Raw genomic sequence first — 17,382 nt, 5'->3', positions numbered from 1 at the left:
AGGCCGCCTATCGCCGTCATCTGGCGTCCCTTGGCGGCACGCGCCAGTCGATCCTGGTCGAGCGCGACGGGCTTGGCCGCACCGAAGGCTTCACGCTCGCCGCCATTGCCGCCGGACAGCCGGGCGAGATCGTCGATGCGGTTGTCACCGGCCATGACGGCGCCCGTCTGATCGCGGCACCGCTCGCCGCCCAAGCCGCCTGAGACAGCAAGAAGCATGGCTGGTTTCTTCAAGAAGATATTTTCGTTCGGCAGGAAAGAGGTCGTCGAGGAGCGCGTCGACGAGACCGCGCCGCTGCCGCCGATCAAATGGGACGCGCTCGAGGCGCTGAAGCCGGAGGCCGAAGAGTCGCCGAAGCGCGGGGAAACGCCACCTGCTGCGGAAGCCACGCCGGTCCCTCCGCCTGCAGGGGCCGAACCAGAAACTCAACCGGCGCCCGAAGAGCCCAAGCCGGAACCTGCCCCGGCCATTCCGCCTGCGCCGGAGCCCGTCATTCCTTCCGAGCCGGAACCACTGCCCGAGCCCAAGCCGGAAGAGGAACCTCAGCCCGAGCCGAAGACACCCGAACCGCCAGCGCCGGAAGAAGTGCCGGTGCCGCCGGCAGAGCCCGTACCGGGCCCAGCGCCCGGGCCGAAGCCGCAGGAAGTGCCGCCGCCAGCGCCGGCCGAGCCGGATATCGTGCCGTCGCGGCCGGAACCGCAACCTGAGCCAGCGCCGGTCGAGGTGCCGATACCGCCGAGCGAGGTTCCGACCGAGACGCCGGCGCCCGAAATCCCGCCGTCGACTCCGTCCCCGGCGCAACCAACCTCCGAGGTCATCGCCGTCCCTCATCCCCCTGCCGGGACCTTCTCCCCGTACAGGGACGGGGAGAAGGAGGAAGCTCCAACGCCGACGCCCTCCTCTCCACGTAGACGGGGAGAGGGTGAGGAGCAGCGCCAACCTGCGCAGGATTTGGCGCAACCGGAGCCTGCTTCGTCGGCGGAAATCTCGCCACCCATTCGCCAGCCTTCGCCGGTCGCGACCCAGCCGATCCCTGCCGAGGTCGCGCCCGAACCGCAGCCGGTCCCACAACCCGCTCCCGAGCCAAAGCCCTCCGCCGCCAAAGTGACGGTGGCGAAAAAGGTCGAGCAGAAGGCCGAGCCGCAAAAGGCGCCGGAGCCGGCGCCGCGGCGCTCCTGGTTCCAGCGCATGCGGGACGGGCTTGCCCGTTCTTCGCGCGAGCTCACCGGCAACATCGCCGGCGTCTTCACCAAGCGCAAGCTGGACGAAGACACGCTGCAGGACCTGGAGGACGTGCTGATCCGCGCCGATCTCGGCGTCGAGACGGCGCTGCGCGTCACCGATTCGCTCGCCTCCAGCCGTTACGGCAAGGACGTTTCCGATTCCGAAGTTCGCGCCGTGATGGCGGCGGAGGTCGAGAAGGTTTTGACGCCGGTCGCAAAACCGTTGGAGCTCGACCTCAGCCACAAGCCGCATGTCATCCTGGTCGTCGGCGTCAACGGCACCGGCAAGACGACGACCATCGGCAAGCTGGCCGCCAAGCTGACCGAAGGCGGGCTTTCGGTGATGCTCGCCGCCGGCGACACGTTCCGCGCGGCTGCGATCGAGCAGTTGAAGATCTGGGGCGAGCGCACGAAATCGCCGGTGATCGCATCTAAGCTTGGCGCCGACGCCGCCGGTCTTGCCTATGATGCCTTCGAGAGGGCGAAGGAGGCAGGCTCCGACGTGCTGATCATCGACACGGCCGGCCGCCTGCAGAACAAGACCGAACTGATGGCGGAGCTGGAAAAAATCGTGCGCGTGCTGGGCAAGCTCGATCCGGAAGCGCCGCATACCGTGCTGCAGACCGTCGATGCCACCACCGGCCAGAATGCGCTCAACCAGGTCGAGATCTTCCGCAACGTCGCCGGCGTCAACGGCCTGGTCATGACCAAGCTGGACGGCACGGCACGCGGCGGTATTCTGGTGGCGATCGCGGCCAAGCACAGACTGCCGGTCTATTTCATCGGCGTCGGCGAGCAGGTCGACGACCTGGAACCCTTTTCAGCCAGCGAATTCGCCCGGGCGATCGCCGGCGTGGCTTGAACGATCCCAAAAGCGCCGACTTTCGGGACAACAAGGACTTTCATGAACATCCTCGAACGCGACCCGTCCGACCCGCAGAAACAGAAGAAGGAAGGCGTCAATCCGCTGCTCAAGCTGGTGCTGGAACTCGGCCCGCTGCTGGTCTTCTTCTTCGCCAATGCGCGCGGCGAATGGCTGACGCAGAAGTTTCCGGCGCTGGGCGAGCTCGGCGGCCCGATCTTCGTCGCCACCGGCCTGTTCATGGCCGCGACCGCGATCGCGCTGATCGCCTCCTGGCTGCTCACCCGCACCTTGCCGATCATGCCGCTGGTGTCGGGCGTCGTCGTCCTTATCTTCGGCGCGCTGACGCTCTATCTGCAGGACGACATCTTCATCAAGATGAAGCCGACCATCGTCAACACGCTGTTCGGCTGCGTGCTGCTCGGCGGCCTTTTTTTCGGCAAGTCGCTGCTCGGCTATGTTTTTGACTCGGCGTTCAGCCTCGATGCCGAAGGCTGGAGAAAGCTGACCTTCCGCTGGGGCCTGTTCTTCCTCTTCCTGGCCCTCGTCAACGAGGTGGTGTGGCGGAATTTTTCCACCGACGCCTGGGTTACCTTCAAGGTCTGGGGCATCATGCCGATCACGCTTCTCTTCACCTTCAGCCAGATGCCGCTGATCATGCGCCATTCGCTGGAGGAAAAAGCCAAGGAAGAGAACGCCGGCAAGTAACACGGAGATCGGGGCATGGAGATCCTCACCACGCGCGACGAGCTGAGGACGATCTACAAGACGCCCCGACTGACCGACGGCTCGATCCGCAAGGAATTGAAGGCGCTCGACGGCCACTGCCGTTCCTTCATCGGCAAGAGCCCCTTCGTGCTGATCGGCTCCTCGGACGGCGCCGGCAATGCCGATGTGACGCCGAAGGGCGACAAGCCCGGCTTCACCGCCATCCTCGACAACAGCACCATCGCCATTCCCGACCGTCCCGGCAACAACCGGCTGGACACGCTGGAAAACATCATCCGCAATCCATCGGTCGGGCTGCTGTTCCTCATTCCCGGCATGAACGAGACGCTGCGCGTCAACGGCGACGCCCGCATCACCATCGATGCCGGCCTGCGTGAGCGCCTGGCCGTCGACGGCAAGGAGCCGCAGAGCGTCATTGTGGTGACGGTGAAAGCCGCCTACATGCATTGCGCCAAGGCCTTCATGCGCTCCGACCTCTGGAAGCCGGAGACCTGGTACGATCGCGCGACCCTGCCGACGCTCGGCCAGATCATCCGCGACCAGCTGGCGCTTGCCGAGAGCGCCGGCGAGATCGACCGCGAGCTCGACGACGATTACAGGCAAACCATGTGGTAGATTTCCTCGGGCACGATTCGCCGAGCTTCCATCCTTGCTTAACCTCCTCGCCATCTCCGGCAGCCTGCGCGCCGCCTCAACCAATTCGGCCCTTGTCGCGACGCTCGCCGCCAATGCGCCTGCGGATTGCCGTGTGACCGTCTATGGCGGGCTCGGTCACTTGCCGATCTTCAACCCGGACGACGAGGGCGAGCGGACACCGCGCGAAGCCGCCACCCTGATCGACGCCGTCACCCGCGCCGACGGCCTCATAGTCTCCTCTCCCGAATATGCGCATGGCGTGCCCGGCGGCATGAAGAACGCCCTCGACTGGCTGGTGTCGCGCGACGCCGCCGTCGGCAAGCCGGCGATGTTGGTGCATGCCTCGCCGCGCTCGCTTTACGCCCGCGCAGCCCTCGCCGAGATCATGCGCACGATGTCCTTCGCGCTTTACGAAGAGGCCGCGCTCGAAATCGCGCTGCTCGGCAAGAAGCCGCCGGAGGTGGAGGCGATCTTGGCGAAGGCAGAGAACCGGCTAGCGATGCGAAATGCGATCCAGACATTGGCTGACTTCATCCGGACGCACTGAGTGGCGGCCATCGTCTGCCGTCGCGTTCCTTCACACCCCCTCTGTCCTGCCGGACATCTCCCCCGCAAGGGGGGAGATTGGATGTCATTTCCGCTTTCGTAAATCGCCGGCGTCGCAGGAAGGGCACAGCAGGCGAAGCTGCCGATCTCCCCCCCTTGTGGGGGGAGATGCCCGGCAGGGCAGAGGGGGTGTTGTCCCGCCAGCACCTTCAAGCTCGCCTCGACGCCCCGCGCGCTCCGCCCGGTAGCGGCACACAGATGGCGATCACAGCCTCAATAAGTCTTGGCGCCGTTCACCATCAACCAGACCACATAGAGCGAGGTGGTGCCGGCAATGTAGAGGCGGTTGCGCTTGGCGCCGCCGAACACGCAATTGGCGACGACTTCCGGCACCTTGACCTTGCCGATCAGCGTGCCGTCCGGATCGTAGCAATGGATGCCGTCGGCGGCACTCGTCCAGATGCGCCCGCTTTCGTCGAGCCGGAAGCCGTCGAACAGCCCGGCGGTGCAGTCGGCGAAGACCTTGCCGCCCGAGATCTTCTTGCCGGCCTTGCCGACATTGAACACGCGGATATGCGCCGGGTTCTTGGCGCCATGGGTGCGGCCCGTGTCGGCGACATAGAGCAGGCTTTCGTCGAGCGAGAAGGCGAGCCCGTTGGGCCTGACCATGTCGGTGATGACGGCGTCGATTTCGCCCGTGCCGGGGTCGACGCGGTAGACATTGCAGGCGCCGATCTCGCTTTCGGCGTGGTCGCCCTCGTAGTCGCTGTCGATGCCATAGGCCGGATCGGTGAACCAGATCGAGCCGTCGGAACGGACGACGACGTCGTTGGGCGAGTTGAGCCGCTTGCCGCGCCATTTGTCGGCGATGGTGGTGACCGAGCCGTCATGCTCGGTGCGGCTGACGCGGCGGCCCGAATGCTCGCAGGTGATAAGCCGGCCCTGCCGGTCGACGGTATTGCCGTTGGAATTGCCGGACGGCTGGCGGAAGACGCTGACGCTGCCATCGGTCTCGTCATAGCGCAGCATGCGGTTGTTGGGGATGTCGGACCAGACGAGGTAGCGGCCGGCGGCGAACCAGGCCGGACCTTCCGCCCAGCGACACCCGGTGAACAGCTTCTCCACCCGCTCATTGGCGTTGAACAGCCGCGAGAAACGCGGATCGAGAATTTCATAGTCGGCGGCCGTCATGCTTTTCCTCCAGCGTTCCAGTCGGCCGCGATCAAGCCAGCCGACGGGCGATCTGGCAAGATCGAGGATGATTGCTTCACCGTATCTTGTGTTTGGCCGCAGAACCTGCCGGCCAACATGCGGGGTAAGGGCCGGTTAACCGGCTATGCGCTGGTTGCAATGGTGCATTGCAACATCTTTCTTTTGCAACGCACCATTCCTATGTCATGCTGGCAATCGATCAAGGGAGGAACAAACCGCCGCGTTAACGCGGCAGAGAAGGAACCTCGTCATGATCTTCGACAACCTCGTCTCTCGCGCTCGCAACAATATCGCCAAGCGCCGCCACTACAACCGTCTCGTCGCCGAAATCGAGAACCTGTCGAGCCGCGACCTCGCCGATCTGCGCGCCGACCGCTCCGAGATGCTTTACCAGATCCACAAGCAGATCTACGGCTGAGTCTTTTTAGCCGACCCATCACGTTCGTCATCCTTGGGCGTAGCGACGCGAAGCGGAGCGAAGACCCAAGGATGACGACGCATAGGGATCGCCTTAACCAGGCGACGCCAGCGCTTTCTCGATCTGCGGCAGCAACAGGTCTCTCGCCGATTCCGGCGTCAGCGGCCCGACATGCTTGTAGGCGATCTTGCCGTCCTTGCCGATGACGAAGGTCTCCGGCACGCCATAGACGCCCCAGTCGATCGCCGCGCGGCCGGCCGGATCGACGCCGATCGCCCGGTACGGATTGCCGAGATCGCCAAGGAAGCGGCGGGCATTTTCCGGCTGGTCCTTGTAGTTCAGCGCTGCAAGCGTGAAGCGCTTGTCCCCAGACAACGCCAGAAGCACCGGATGCTCTTCCCGGCACGGCGCGCACCAGGACGCGAAGACGTTGACCAGCGTCACCTTGCCGGCGAAGGATTTGGAATCCAGCCCCGGCAGGTTCGAGCCTTCGAGCGGCGGCAGGTTCGTCTGGGGCGCCGGCAGGCCGATCAGGGCCGAGGGAATTTCCGAAGTGTCGCGGCCGGACAGAAGCTGCGACAGGAACAGTCCGGCCAATCCGAGGAAAACCAGCAGCGGCAGAAGCACGAACAGGCGGCGGCGCGCCGGCGTTTGGGTCTCGCTGCTCACGGCTTCGCCGTCCCGGTTTTGTCGGAGCGCCGCCGCACGCCCGCGGCTTCCAATGCCGCGAGCTCGCGCCTGCGCGCCCGCTGGTCAAGCAGGATCCAGCCAATCAGCCCGGCCAGCACGATCGCCGTGATGGCATAGGCGGCGGTGACATAGAGGGCGTGCGCGCTCATATCAGCCGCTCCGCGCGCGCAGCTTCCGCGCCTGCCATGTCGATCCGCTTGATCATGCCTTCCTTTAACCTTGTACCGCGGGCCGGACAATCAGTCGCGTGCCGCAGATTGAGAACGTCCGACAGACTTCAATCCGTCCCGTGGCGCAATGCCAGCGCGGCCGCCAGCGGCCCGAGCACCGCAAGAAACAGCGTCAGCGCGGCAAGAATGAGGAAGGGCTGCAGGAACGGCGCCGGCTCGGCCACCGCGCCATAGCTTGCCGAGACGCCGAAGATCAGCACGGGAATCGTGAGCGGCAGCACCAGCACCGAGATCAGCAGCCCGCCGCGCGGCAGCGCCACCGCCACGGCCGCGCCGGCGGCACCGATGAAGGTGATGGCCGGCGTGCCGATAAGTAGCGTAAGCGCCGTGGCGCCGATGCCCAACGGCTCCATGTTCATGAACAGGCCGAGCAGGGGCGCTGCGACCACCAGCGGCAGCACGCTGCCCGTCCAGTGCGCCAGGCACTTGGTCAGCACCGTCAGCGCCAGCATGTGGCGGTCGTTGCTCAGCACCAGAAGGTCGAGCGAGCCGTCCTCGCGGTCGGCCTGGAACAGCCGGTCGAGCCCGAGCAGGCAGGCGAGCAGGGCGGCGATCCACAGGATCGCCGGGCCGATGCGGGACAAAAGGTTGAGGTCGGGGCCGACGCCGAAGGGGATGGTGGCGATCACCGCCAGGAAGAAGATGACGCCGATCAAAGCGCCGCCGCCGGCGCGGATCGAGAGGCGGATGTCGCGCAGGAAGAGGGCTAGCATCGGCGAAGTGCCTCTACGGGTCGATCGCCCTCAACGTAGCATTCCTTCAAACCCCCCTCTGTCCGGCCGGAGGTCTCCCCCACAAGGGGGGAGATTGGCAGTTCCACCGCCGGCGATCCTCCGTCAGCGTTGAAAATTGGCGAAAGGGGAGGTGACATCCCCTTACGGGGGAGATGTCCGGCAGGACAGAGGGGGGTGGGACGGAGTGCAAACGTCATCCAGTCATTCCCAAAACCAGCCCCTTCGCCCCCTGCAGCCCGAGCGGCAAATGCGTCGCCGCCACGATGATACCTCCCTCTTGGCGGTGGCCCCTCATCAACCCCGCAAACCGCTCCTCCGACGTCTTGTCCAGCCCCGCTGTCGGCTCATCGAGCAGCCAAACGGGCCGCCGGCTGACCAAAAGCTTGGCGATCGACGCGCGCCGCCTTTGCCCGGTCGAGAGATAGCCGAACGGCAGATGCCCAAGCCCTCCCAACCCGACAGTCTCCAGCGCCTCCTCCACGCCCAGCCCCGGCTCGCCCTGGAAGGCGCGCCAGAAATCCAGGTTTTCTTCGACGCTGAGCGCCGTCTTCATCGCGTTGAGATGGCCGAGATAATGCGAGGCCGAAGCGACCGAGGGGAGATCTTCGCCGCCGCCTTCGACCGTCACCCGGCCCTCGGCCGCCGGCAGCAAGCCGGCGATGACCCTCAGAAACGTCGATTTGCCGGCGCCGTTCGGCCCGGTGACGATGAGCGCCTCGCCCTTTTCGAGCTTGAATCCGATGCCGGAAAAAACCGTCTCGCCGCCGCGCTCGCCGCCCAGATTTTCGGCGATCAGCCGCATCCTTGCCAGTCCCCGAAAGCACCGTTTCGCGGCCGCCGCCGCATCGCAGAAATTTGCCTTTCGCCTGTCTAGAACTATTCCAGGAAATTCTCTATATGCGGTTCATCCGTGCCAGCGGTCGGCGCGGGAACAGAATTAGCGCCGAACCAGCGCACGCGCCGCCTTGAACGGCTCGGGTTGCTTGGGAGCGGACAGCGGAAATGGCCGTACCCGCACCTTTGCGCGTGATTGCATGCCATCGGCGTCCGTTCCCTTTCAGGCTGAACAGACAAGGACGGATCGCACGTGTCAAAATCCCTCGACAGCTTCAAATGCCGCCGCACCCTGACCGCGGGTGGCGCGGACTATGTCTATTTCGACCTCGTCGAGGCCGAGAAGAACGGCCTTACCGGTATCGCCCAACTGCCCTATTCGATGAAGGTGCTGCTGGAGAACCTGCTGCGCAACGAAGACGGCCGCTCGGTCACCAAGGAGAGCATCCAGGCGGTCGCCGCATGGCTCACCGACAAGGGCACCGCCGGCGTCGAGATCGCCTACCGCCCGGCCCGCGTGCTTATGCAGGATTTCACCGGCGTTCCGGCCGTAGTCGATCTCGCGGCCATGCGCGACGGCATCAAGGCGCTCGGCGGCGATCCGGAAAAGATCAATCCGCTGGTGCCGGTCGACCTCGTCATCGACCACTCCGTCATCGTCGACGAGTTCGGCACGCCGATGGCCTTCGCCCGCAATGTCGAGCTCGAATATGAGCGCAACGAGGAGCGCTACAAGTTCCTGAAATGGGGCCAGCAGGCCTTCCGCAACTTCCGCGTCGTGCCGCCCGGCACCGGCATCTGCCACCAGGTCAACCTCGAATATCTCGGCCAGGTCGTGTGGACCAACTCGGAAGACGGCGAAACCACCGCTTACCCCGACACCTGCGTCGGCACCGATTCGCACACCACCATGATCAACGGCCTCGGCGTGCTCGGCTGGGGCGTCGGCGGTATCGAGGCGGAAGCCGCGATGCTCGGCCAGCCGGTCTCCATGCTTCTGCCCGAGGTGATCGGCTTCCGCCTCACCGGCAAGCTGAAGGAAGGCGTTACCGCCACCGACCTCGTGCTCACCGTCACCCAGATGCTGCGCAAGAAGGGCGTCGTCGGCAAGTTCGTCGAGTTCTTCGGCCCCGGTCTCTCCAACATGACGCTGGCCGACCGCGCCACCATAGGCAACATGGCGCCGGAATATGGCGCCACCTGCGGCTTCTTCCCGGTCGACAGCGAGACCATCCGTTATCTCACCATGTCCGGCCGCGAGGAGAACCGCATCGCCCTGGTCGAGGCTTATTCGAAGGCGCAAGGCATGTGGCGTGACGCAGGCTCCGCCGATCCGGTCTTCACCGACCTGCTCGAGCTCGACCTCGGCGACGTGGTGCCGTCGATGGCCGGCCCGAAGCGCCCCGAGGGCCGCGTCGCCCTGCAGGACATTCCCGCCGGCTTCGCCAAGGCGATGGAGACCGAGTACAAGAAGGCCGCCGAAATCTCGAAGCGCTATGCCGTCGAAGGCACCGGCTATGATCTCGGCCATGGCGATGTCGTCATCGCCGCCATCACCTCCTGCACCAACACCTCGAACCCCAGCGTGCTGATCGGCGCCGGCTTGCTTGCGCGCAACGCCAACCGGCGCGGCCTGAAGCAGAAACCCTGGGTCAAGACTTCGCTGGCGCCCGGCAGCCAGGTGGTCGCCGAATATCTCGAGAAATCCGGACTGCAGAAGGAGCTCGACCAGATCGGCTTCAACCTCGTCGGTTTCGGCTGCACCACCTGCATCGGCAATTCCGGCCCGCTGCCGGGGCCGATCTCCAAGACCATCAACGATAAAGGTTTGATCGCTGCCGCGGTTCTCTCCGGCAACCGCAACTTCGAAGGCCGCGTCTCGCCCGACGTGCAGGCGAACTATCTCGCCTCGCCGCCGCTGGTGGTGGCGCACGCGCTGGCCGGCACGGTTACCAAGGACCTCACCACCGAGCCGCTCGGCGAAGGCAGCGACGGCAAGCCGGTCTATCTCAAGGACATCTGGCCGAGCTCGGTCGAGATCCAGGAGTTCATCGAGAAGAACGTCACGCGCGAGCTCTTCGCCCGCAAATATGCCGACGTCTTCAAGGGCGACGCGTACTGGCAGAAGGTCAAGGCGCCGGAAGGCCAGACCTACGCTTGGGACGACAATTCGACCTATGTGCAGAACCCGCCCTATTTCGCCGGCATGGGCCGCGGCTTCGGCAAGGTCGGCGACATCAAGGGCGCGCGCGTGCTTGGTCTCTTCGGCGACAAGATCACCACCGACCACATCTCGCCGGCGGGTTCGATCAAGGCAGCTTCGCCGGCCGGCAAATACCTCACCGAGCATGGCGTCGGCGTCGCCGACTTCAACCAGTACGGCACGCGGCGCGGCAACCATGAAGTGATGATGCGCGGCACCTTCGCCAACATCCGCATCCGCAACCACATGCTGGGCGAGAACGGCCGCGAGGGCGGCTACACGATCCACTATCCCTCGAAGGAAGAGATGTCGATCTACGACGCCGCGATGGAATACAAGCGGGAAGGCGTGCCGCTGGTCATCTTCGCCGGCGTCGAATACGGCAACGGCTCCTCGCGCGACTGGGCGGCCAAGGGAACGAATCTGCTCGGCGTGCGCGCGGTCATCGCCCAGTCCTTCGAGCGTATCCACCGCTCGAACCTGGTCGGCATGGGCGTCATCCCCTTCGTCTTCGAGGACGGCACCTCATGGGCTTCCCTCAACCTCAAGGGGGACGAGCTGGTCGAGATCGACGGCCTGGACGCGATCAAGCCGCGCCAGAAGATGGTGGCCAAGGTGACCTTTGGCGACGGCACGGTGAAGAACCTGCCGATCATCTGCCGCATCGATACGCTGGACGAGCTCGACTACTTCAAGAACGGCGGCATCCTGCAATACGTGCTGCGCGATCTCGCTGCGTAGCAGCAAGGGAATAAGGCAGTAAGGGAGTAGGGAAAGGTACCCCTACTGCCTACTGCCTATTCCCAAACTTCCAACAATGAAAGCTTGGCCGGTCAAAGCATTGGCGGGCTCGGCCCAAAGTCCAGGTCCATTTCGCTCGCAATAGAGATCGGCCGGCATCAGGAGAGTTTACCACACGGCGGTCATGCGGCCCCGAAATCGAACCGCATCGGAAAATGCAGTGGCGTCTCCCTCGTCGCCCTTACCTGCGGTCGCGGCGACAAAGTTTCACCGCAACGTGACTTCCCGTTGACTGTCCGTTCTGCCACATATTTTAGCAATCAGAACAAGGCCGGCGTCACCGGCGGGAATTGGAACAGTCATGGCATTTCGAGGACCATTGCGGCTTGCGGCAGTTGCGCTGGCACTTTCAACGTTTGCCGGCGCCGCGCTGGCAAGCGAGCCCGAGAAGCCGCAAATCGAAAAGCCCCAAGCCGAAAGACCTCTGGGTGTGGTCGAGCTTTTCACCAGCCAGGGCTGCAGTTCCTGCCCGCCGGCCGATGAATTCTTCGCCGAGCTGGCCGGCAAGGAAAACATCGTCGCGCTCGCCTACCATGTCAATTACTGGGACTATCTGGGCTGGCAGGACACGCTGAGCAGTAAAGAGAACACCGACCGGCAATATGACTATATGCGCGCCTTCGGCAGCCGCTCGGTCTATACCCCGCAGGCCGTCATCAACGGCCGCAGCCACGTCAACGGCGCCAACCGCAAGGACGTCGACGGCGCATTGGCCCGGATGGACAGGACCGGTGAAGGCATGCGGGTCGCCATCAAGGTGAGCCGCACCAGCGACCGCGTCATGATCGACGCCGGTGACGCCGGCAACGGCCCGACCGACGCCCATGTGGTGATCGTCTATTTCGATTCGCCGCAGATGGTGAAGATCGGCCAGGGCGAAAACAGCGGCCGCAGCCTGACCTACTGGAACGCCGTCTCCGACATCCAGACCGCCGGCATGTGGCACGGCAAGGCGCAGCGCTACGAACTGCCGATGACCGAGATTGCCAAGAAAGGCGGCTGCGCGGTGCTGCTGCAGTCCGTCGGCAAGGACGGCATGCCCGGCCCGATCCTCGGCGCCGCTTTTATCCGCAAGCCCGACCGCCTTTGACTGCACCCCTTCTCCCCTTGTGGGAGAAGGTGGATCGGCGCGCGGCCGGAAGAGGGGTGCTGGAAGAAATGAGGCGGCAGCGATTTCGTGCGTATCGCCAAGCTGGAGCACCCCTCATCCGACCGAGCTTCGCTCGGCCACCTTCTCCCGCAAAGGGAGAAGGGGAAGCCGCGCCGCTCAGCCAATAAAAAACCGGCGTCAGCTTGCTTCTGACGCCGGTCATTCAGGTTTTGGGATCGTCGCACCTGATTTTTCCAAGGAAAAACCGAGGTTGGTTCGATCCGACGCTGACCCGTGGGCGGGGGGCTTGGGGTTTACGAGCCGGTGCCGGACCGAACCGTCTCAGGCAACGCCGGTAAATTCGTCGGACATTGGGGCATGAGCGCGGATAATTTGTGGCGAGAATGTGGCGGAGCATCACCAATTCCAACACGCGTTTTGCAAACGTGACTGGACCTTTCGGAAACAGCGCGGTGCCGGTGGTGCTTAGCCGGGCCCCTTGCAATTCGGCCGCGAAAGCGCGAACCTTTGCTGCGAGATTCAAGCGAAGGATCGAAGCATGACCGATCACGGCTGCGGGACGGAGGATGGGGAAGCATCCGGAATATTGATCCCGCTGCATGAGGCGCGGAGCGCGCGCCTCGATCAGCCGGTGCGCTTCGACCGGCGCGAGCTCGACCAGATCCTGAGGCTGTACGGACGCATGGTGGCGGCCAATGAATGGCGCGACTATGCGATCGACCATCTCACTGATCGCGCTGTCTTTTCTGTCTTCCGCCGCGCCAGCGAAGTGCCGCTGTTTCAGATCGTCAAGGACCCGAAACTGGCGCGCCGGCAAGGCGCCTTCGCCGTCATCGCCGCCGGCGGACGCATCCTCAAGCGCGGCCAGGAGCTCGGCCGTGTGCTCGGCGTGTTCGATTCCAAGCTGAAGCTGGTCGAGGCCTAACTATTTAATTTGGCTGCGGAATGTCCGCTCCGGCAACGAACCGGGGTCCGGCGGCAGTGCCGCGCCGCCGTTGAGCGGCAGCTGCATGAAGACCGTGTCGAGCCAGCGTCCGTGCTTGTAGCCCGACCCTTCCAGGCGCCCTGAATGACGGAAGCCAAGCTTCTCGTGCAACCGCACCGAGGCGCTGTCGGCATGGCCGTCGCCGATCACCGCGATGATCTGGCGAAAGCCGGCCAGGCGCGCCGCCTCGATCAGTGCCTGCATCAGCAGGAGACCGACACCCTGGCCCTTGGCCTCGGGCGCGACATAGACCGAATCCTCGACGACGAATCGGTAGGCGGGACGCGGCCGGAACGGTCCGGCATAAGCGTAGCCGAGCACGATGCCGTCCTTTTCCGCCACGAGATAGGGAAAGCTGCCTGCCGCTAAGCTGTCGAATCGATTGCCCATTTCGGCGCGGCTGGGCGGCTCCAGCTCGTAGCTCGCCGTGCCGTGCGCGACCGCGTCGGCATAGATTTCCGTGATTCGGTCGAGGTCGGCCGCAGCGGCGGCTCTGATTGCAATATTGCTCATAATTTGTGCAGTTGGCTTTTCTGCTTCGATAACAGCAAAGGGGCGAGCAAAAGGAAAGGGCGGCTGTTGGGCCGCCCTTTCCGAAATCTATGGTCCAGCCGGACCTGCCTTTAGCGGCGGTCGCCCATGAACTGCAGCAGGAACATGAACAGGTTGATGAAGTCGAGGTAGAGCCGCAGCGCGCCCATGATCGCCTTGCGGCCGGCGACGTCGGCGACGTCACCCTCGAAATACATCTCCTTGATCTTCTGCGTGTCGTAGGCGGTCAGGCCCGCGAACACCAGCACGCCGATCGCCGAGATGGCGAAAGCCAGCGCCGATGACTGCAGGAAGATGTTGATCAGCATCGCGATCAGCAGGCCGATCACGCCCATGATCAGGAACGAGCCGAAAGCGGTCAGGTCGCGCCTGGTGGTGTAGCCGTAGAGCGACAGCGCGCCGAAGGCCGCGGCCGTGGCGAAGAAGGTCTGGGTGATGCTGGTGCCGGTGTAGACGAGGAAGATCGTCGACAGCGACAAGCCGACAAGGCCGGCATAGACCCAGAAGGTGGTCTGCGCCGCAGCTACGCTCATCGACTGGATCCTGAAGGACAGGAACATCACTGCAGCGAGCGGCGCCAGGATGACGACCCAGCGGAACGCGCTTGCATAGATGAGCTGGCCGAAAGCGGTCAGCTGGCCGTCGCCGGTGACGGCGAGTTGGAACGCACCCCACGCGGCAAGGCCGGTGATGAGCAGGCCAAGCCCCATCAGGTTGTAGACCTTGATCATATAGGCCCGCAGGCCCTGATCGATATCGACGCGCGCGCCGGGGGCGGCGGACGTCTGGTAGTTGCGAATGGGATCAGCCATTGGAAATCCTCTGTTGCTTCTGCCCCGTCCGGTGACAGGTTCTTTGGAGCGACCACTTGAACCAGGCGCCGCTGGCGGGGCTCCAGCATGCCTGTGCAAAATATGAGCGTTCTCGACGTCAAGAACAAGACGGTAACGAGGGTAATGCTTCGTGAGAAAGCAAAAGCCCGGTTCTTCGGCCGTTTCGGCCATCATCCTTACCAAGATTTAAGGCGCGCGGTTTCCCGGCATGCCGGATCAAAGGTTGCGCAGCACCGGCGCCGCCTTGTGGCCGAGCACCCGCCAGGTGCCTGCCAGACCGATGCCGACGGTGACCGCCAACGAGACGAGGATCGTCGCCACCGCCACCTCCGGCATGAAATGCGACGGCAGCGTCATGATGTGCGCGACGACGAACCATGCCGCGATGCCGCCCGCGGCAAGCGCGAACAGCGCGGTCGCAAGGCCGATCAGCACATATTCCAGCGAGAAGGCGATAATCAGCGTCCGGCGCGTCGCGCCGAGCGTCTTCAGCACCACCGCGTCATGGATGCGCGCCCGGTTGCCGGCGGCCAAAGCGCCGGAGAGCACCAGCACCGAGGCGATCAGCGCCACGCCGGCGGCGGCGCGGATCGCCGTGCCCAATTGCGCGACCAGCCGGTTGACGATGTCGAGCGCGTCCTTGACGCGGACCGTCGTCACCGCGGGAAAGGCTCGGGTGACCGCGTTGAGCAGCCTGGCGTCGTCGGTCGTGGTGGTGCTCTTGTCGGTCAGCGTCGCCAGCCAGCCATGCGGCGCGCCGGCGAAAGTGTTGGGCGAGAAGACCATGACGAAATTGATGCCCATGGTTTCCCATTCGACCTGGCGGAAATTGGCGATCTTTGCGGTGATGTTGCGGCCGAGCACATTGACGGTGACGGTGTCGCCGAGCTTCAGGCCGATCGCTTTGCCTTCCTCGGCCGAGAACGACACCAGCGGCTCGCCGGAATAGTTCTGCGGCCACCATGTGCCTTCGGTCAGGGTGGCGTTTTCCGGCTGCTTCGCGTCATAGGTCAGCCCGCGATCGCCGCGCAGCACCCAGGCGCCATCGGCGGGGACCTTCACCTTGTCGACGTCGACGCCGTTGAGCGCCATGATGCGGCCGCGCAGCATCGGCACCTTGACCAGCGTTCCCTGCGGCGCCTCCTTGCCGACCAGGCCGGCAAAGGCATCGACATCGCTGCTCTGGATATCGACGAAGAAGAAGTTCGGCGCCCGCTCCGGCAGGCTGCCGGAGATCTGGCGCCTGAGATTGCCGTCGATCAGCGCCAGCGTCACCAGGAGCGTCAGGCCTAACCCGAGCGACAGCACCACCGACGGCGTCAGCGCACCGGGACGGTGGATGTTGCCAAGCGCCAGCCTGAACGACACGGAACGCGCGCGCGGGCTCCGCCGGGCTGCCCATTGCACCAGCGCCGCCACCAGCCGCAGCACCAGGAAAGCAAAGACCGTGGCGCCAACGAAGATCGAGGCGATGCGCCGATCGTCGGCGGAAAGGATGGCGAGCGCGGCCAGCACCAGCACGATCGCGAGAGCGGCACCGACATAGGGCAGGCGCGGCCAGCCGCGGCTTTCGAATCCCATTTCGCGGAAAAGTGCGGTCGCCGGCACGTCGCGGGCACGCCCGAGCGGCAGCAACGCGAAGGCCAGCGTCACCAGCAGGCCGAACAGCGCAGCCATGGCGAGGGCGCCGGGATAGAACCCGCCTTCCGCCGGCACGGGGATGACCGACTGCAAAAGCGCGCTCGCCACGAACGGCATCGCAGCGCCCAGGATCAGGCCGAGCACGATGCCGAGGCCGGCAATCAAAAGGATCTGCACGAGATAGACCGTGAAGACGAACCCGCCCGAGGCGCCGAGGCTCTTGAAGGTGGCGATGACGCCCCGCTTGCCGTCGAGATAGGCGCGCACCGCATTGGCCACGCCGACGCCGCCGACGACCAGCGCCGTCAGCCCGACCAGCGTCAGGAACTGCGAGAAGCGCTCGATGTTGGAGGAGAGCGCGGGTGCTGCATTGCTGCGCGTGCGGATCGACCAGCCGGCCTGCGGAAAGTCTTTCGCCGCCAGGGCCTGGATTTCCTTGATCCGCGCCTCGCCGGCATGGTCGGGCAACCGGACCTTATAGGCGTTCTCGACCAGACTGCCGGGCTGAACCAGCCCGGACGCGGCAAGCCCGTCGTTCGAGATCATCAGTCGCGGCGCGAAGCCGAAACCGTCGGATATCGCGTCGGGCTCGCTGATAAGCCTGGCCCTCAGCTCGAAGGTGGCGCCGCCAAGCTCCAGCCGGTCGCCGACATGCAGATTGAGGCGGTCGAACAAGAGATCGGGCGCGGCGGCGCCGAAAACGCCGGACCGCTCGCCGAGCAGCTCCCGCTTCGGCAGCGGCGGGTCGGTTTCCAGCGAGCCGTAAAGCGGATAGGCATCGTCGACCGCCTTGGCTTCGACCAGCGCCTGGTCCGAGCCGTCCTCGAGCCGCGCCATGGAACGCATGCCCGAATTCAGGGACACCGTGCCAAGGCTGTCGAGGAAGCCGAGCTCTGCGTCGGAAGCGCTGCGCTGGTTGATCTGGAAGCGCAGATCGCCACCAAGCAGCGTCTGGCCCTGATTGGCGACCCCGGCCGTGATCGCCTGCGCCACCGAATTGACGCCGCCGATGGCCGCGACGCCGAGCGCGATACAGGCGAGGAAGATCATGAAGCCGGACAGGCCGCCGCGCATCTCGCGCAGCGAGAAGCGGATGGCGAGCTTCAGAGTCCGCATCAGGCCGGCACGCCAGAGCGCCACGC

At 64.9% G+C, this 17,382-nt stretch carries 16 protein-coding genes and 1 pseudogene; 9 read left to right on the top strand and 8 right to left on the bottom strand.

The window, feature by feature from the left end; genetic code table 11:
- From DH10_RS15200 to DH10_RS15180, 5 genes and pseudogenes are all read left to right on the top strand, one after another.
- Positions 1-203: pseudogene (locus DH10_RS15200) on the top strand (tRNA (N(6)-L-threonylcarbamoyladenosine(37)-C(2))-methylthiotransferase MtaB); the annotation flags it as partial.
- A 13-nt stretch (positions 204-216) separates the two neighbouring features.
- Positions 217-2,085, top strand: coding sequence for a signal recognition particle-docking protein FtsY (gene ftsY, locus DH10_RS15195; RefSeq protein WP_192246422.1), 1,869 nt, complete (start codon positions 217-219; stop codon positions 2,083-2,085).
- A 42-nt stretch (positions 2,086-2,127) separates the two neighbouring features.
- Positions 2,128-2,793 (top strand): septation protein A, encoded by a 666-nt coding sequence (locus tag DH10_RS15190; RefSeq protein WP_192246424.1) that lies wholly within the window; start codon positions 2,128-2,130, stop codon positions 2,791-2,793.
- Between the two features lie 15 nt (positions 2,794-2,808).
- Positions 2,809-3,429 carry a pyridoxamine 5'-phosphate oxidase family protein gene (locus DH10_RS15185; RefSeq protein WP_192246426.1) on the top strand — a complete coding sequence of 207 codons (621 nt, stop codon included), beginning with the start codon at positions 2,809-2,811 and terminating at the stop codon, positions 3,427-3,429.
- Positions 3,430-3,463: 34 nt separating this feature from the next.
- Positions 3,464-3,997 carry an NADPH-dependent FMN reductase gene (locus tag DH10_RS15180; RefSeq protein ID WP_192246428.1) on the top strand — a complete coding sequence of 178 codons (534 nt, stop codon included), beginning with the start codon at positions 3,464-3,466 and terminating at the stop codon, positions 3,995-3,997.
- 272 nt (positions 3,998-4,269) lie between these two features.
- Here the strand turns inward: DH10_RS15180 and DH10_RS15175 are convergent, their stop codons facing one another.
- On the bottom strand, positions 4,270-5,187 hold the full coding sequence (locus DH10_RS15175; RefSeq protein WP_192246430.1) for an SMP-30/gluconolactonase/LRE family protein: 918 nt from the start codon (positions 5,185-5,187) through the stop codon (positions 4,270-4,272).
- A gap of 271 nt (positions 5,188-5,458) precedes the next feature.
- Here DH10_RS15175 and DH10_RS15170 point away from each other — a divergent pair, with 271 nt between their 5' ends.
- Positions 5,459-5,626, top strand: a complete 168-nt coding sequence (locus DH10_RS15170; RefSeq protein ID WP_192246432.1) for a hypothetical protein — start codon at positions 5,459-5,461, stop codon at positions 5,624-5,626.
- A gap of 93 nt (positions 5,627-5,719) precedes the next feature.
- On the opposite strand, the gene DH10_RS15165 is transcribed toward DH10_RS15170, so the two are convergent.
- The 4 genes from DH10_RS15165 to ccmA form a co-directional block, all read right to left on the bottom strand.
- Complete coding sequence (locus DH10_RS15165) at positions 5,720-6,295, bottom strand: DsbE family thiol:disulfide interchange protein (protein ID WP_192246434.1); 576 nt, start codon at positions 6,293-6,295, stop codon at positions 5,720-5,722.
- Positions 6,292-6,465 (bottom strand): heme exporter protein CcmD, encoded by a 174-nt coding sequence (gene ccmD, locus DH10_RS15160; RefSeq protein WP_192246436.1) that lies wholly within the window; start codon positions 6,463-6,465, stop codon positions 6,292-6,294. The genes DH10_RS15165 and ccmD overlap by 4 nt, the downstream gene beginning before the upstream one ends.
- A gap of 128 nt (positions 6,466-6,593) precedes the next feature.
- Complete coding sequence (gene ccmB / locus DH10_RS15155) at positions 6,594-7,259, bottom strand: heme exporter protein CcmB (protein ID WP_192246438.1); 666 nt, start codon at positions 7,257-7,259, stop codon at positions 6,594-6,596.
- Positions 7,260-7,473: 214 nt separating this feature from the next.
- A complete protein-coding gene (gene ccmA / locus DH10_RS15150) occupies positions 7,474-8,082 on the bottom strand; it encodes a heme ABC exporter ATP-binding protein CcmA (protein ID WP_192246440.1) in 609 nt (202 codons plus the stop codon).
- A gap of 285 nt (positions 8,083-8,367) precedes the next feature.
- Between ccmA and acnA the strand changes: the two genes are divergently transcribed.
- From acnA to DH10_RS15135, 3 genes are all read left to right on the top strand, one after another.
- Positions 8,368-11,058, top strand: coding sequence for an aconitate hydratase AcnA (gene acnA / locus DH10_RS15145; RefSeq protein WP_192246442.1), 2,691 nt, complete (start codon positions 8,368-8,370; stop codon positions 11,056-11,058).
- A gap of 361 nt (positions 11,059-11,419) precedes the next feature.
- Positions 11,420-12,208 (top strand): DUF1223 domain-containing protein, encoded by a 789-nt coding sequence (locus DH10_RS15140; RefSeq protein ID WP_192246444.1) that lies wholly within the window; start codon positions 11,420-11,422, stop codon positions 12,206-12,208.
- Positions 12,209-12,767: 559 nt separating this feature from the next.
- Positions 12,768-13,154 (top strand): DUF2794 domain-containing protein, encoded by a 387-nt coding sequence (locus tag DH10_RS15135; RefSeq protein ID WP_192246446.1) that lies wholly within the window; start codon positions 12,768-12,770, stop codon positions 13,152-13,154.
- Here DH10_RS15135 and DH10_RS15130 read toward each other — a convergent pair whose 3' ends face one another.
- The 3 genes from DH10_RS15130 to DH10_RS15120 all read right to left on the bottom strand — a co-directional run bounded on the left by DH10_RS15130 (position 13,155) and on the right by DH10_RS15120 (position 17,356).
- A complete protein-coding gene (locus tag DH10_RS15130) occupies positions 13,155-13,727 on the bottom strand; it encodes a GNAT family N-acetyltransferase (RefSeq protein WP_192246448.1) in 573 nt (190 codons plus the stop codon).
- 110 nt (positions 13,728-13,837) lie between these two features.
- Positions 13,838-14,578, bottom strand: a complete 741-nt coding sequence (locus tag DH10_RS15125; RefSeq protein ID WP_126097117.1) for a Bax inhibitor-1/YccA family protein — start codon at positions 14,576-14,578, stop codon at positions 13,838-13,840.
- Between the two features lie 237 nt (positions 14,579-14,815).
- The gene (locus DH10_RS15120; RefSeq protein ID WP_192384931.1) at positions 14,816-17,356 is read right to left on the bottom strand and encodes an ABC transporter permease; all 2,541 of its coding nucleotides are present in this window, start codon (positions 17,354-17,356) and stop codon (positions 14,816-14,818) included.
- Positions 17,357-17,382 lie beyond the last annotated feature (26 nt).

Origin of the sequence: Mesorhizobium silamurunense (assembly GCF_014843825.1) — a bacterium.
Classification (GTDB): Bacteria; Pseudomonadota; Alphaproteobacteria; order Rhizobiales; family Rhizobiaceae; genus Mesorhizobium; species Mesorhizobium silamurunense.
Note: the sequence above shows the minus strand (reverse complement) of the source record. Positions and strands in the feature narration are given on the sequence as shown.

What these genes read in the sequence shown, in the direction of transcription:
- ftsY (WP_192246422.1), top strand. Translation starts at nt 217, where the DNA reads ATGGCTGGTTTCTTCAAGAAGATATTTTCGTTCGGCAGGAAAGAGGTC.
- DH10_RS15190 (WP_192246424.1), top strand. Translation starts at nt 2,128, where the DNA reads ATGAACATCCTCGAACGCGACCCGTCCGACCCGCAGAAACAGAAGAAG.
- DH10_RS15185 (WP_192246426.1), top strand. Translation starts at nt 2,809, where the DNA reads ATGGAGATCCTCACCACGCGCGACGAGCTGAGGACGATCTACAAGACG.
- DH10_RS15175 (WP_192246430.1), bottom strand. Translation starts at nt 5,187, where the DNA reads ATGACGGCCGCCGACTATGAAATTCTCGATCCGCGTTTCTCGCGGCTG.
- DH10_RS15170 (WP_192246432.1), top strand. Translation starts at nt 5,459, where the DNA reads ATGATCTTCGACAACCTCGTCTCTCGCGCTCGCAACAATATCGCCAAG.
- ccmD (WP_192246436.1), bottom strand. Translation starts at nt 6,465, where the DNA reads ATGAGCGCGCACGCCCTCTATGTCACCGCCGCCTATGCCATCACGGCG.
- ccmB (WP_192246438.1), bottom strand. Translation starts at nt 7,259, where the DNA reads ATGCTAGCCCTCTTCCTGCGCGACATCCGCCTCTCGATCCGCGCCGGC.
- ccmA (WP_192246440.1), bottom strand. Translation starts at nt 8,082, where the DNA reads ATGCGGCTGATCGCCGAAAATCTGGGCGGCGAGCGCGGCGGCGAGACG.
- DH10_RS15140 (WP_192246444.1), top strand. Translation starts at nt 11,420, where the DNA reads ATGGCATTTCGAGGACCATTGCGGCTTGCGGCAGTTGCGCTGGCACTT.
- DH10_RS15135 (WP_192246446.1), top strand. Translation starts at nt 12,768, where the DNA reads ATGACCGATCACGGCTGCGGGACGGAGGATGGGGAAGCATCCGGAATA.
- DH10_RS15130 (WP_192246448.1), bottom strand. Translation starts at nt 13,727, where the DNA reads ATGAGCAATATTGCAATCAGAGCCGCCGCTGCGGCCGACCTCGACCGA.
- DH10_RS15125 (WP_126097117.1), bottom strand. Translation starts at nt 14,578, where the DNA reads ATGGCTGATCCCATTCGCAACTACCAGACGTCCGCCGCCCCCGGCGCG.
- DH10_RS15120 (WP_192384931.1), bottom strand. Translation starts at nt 17,356, where the DNA reads ATGCGGACTCTGAAGCTCGCCATCCGCTTCTCGCTGCGCGAGATGCGC.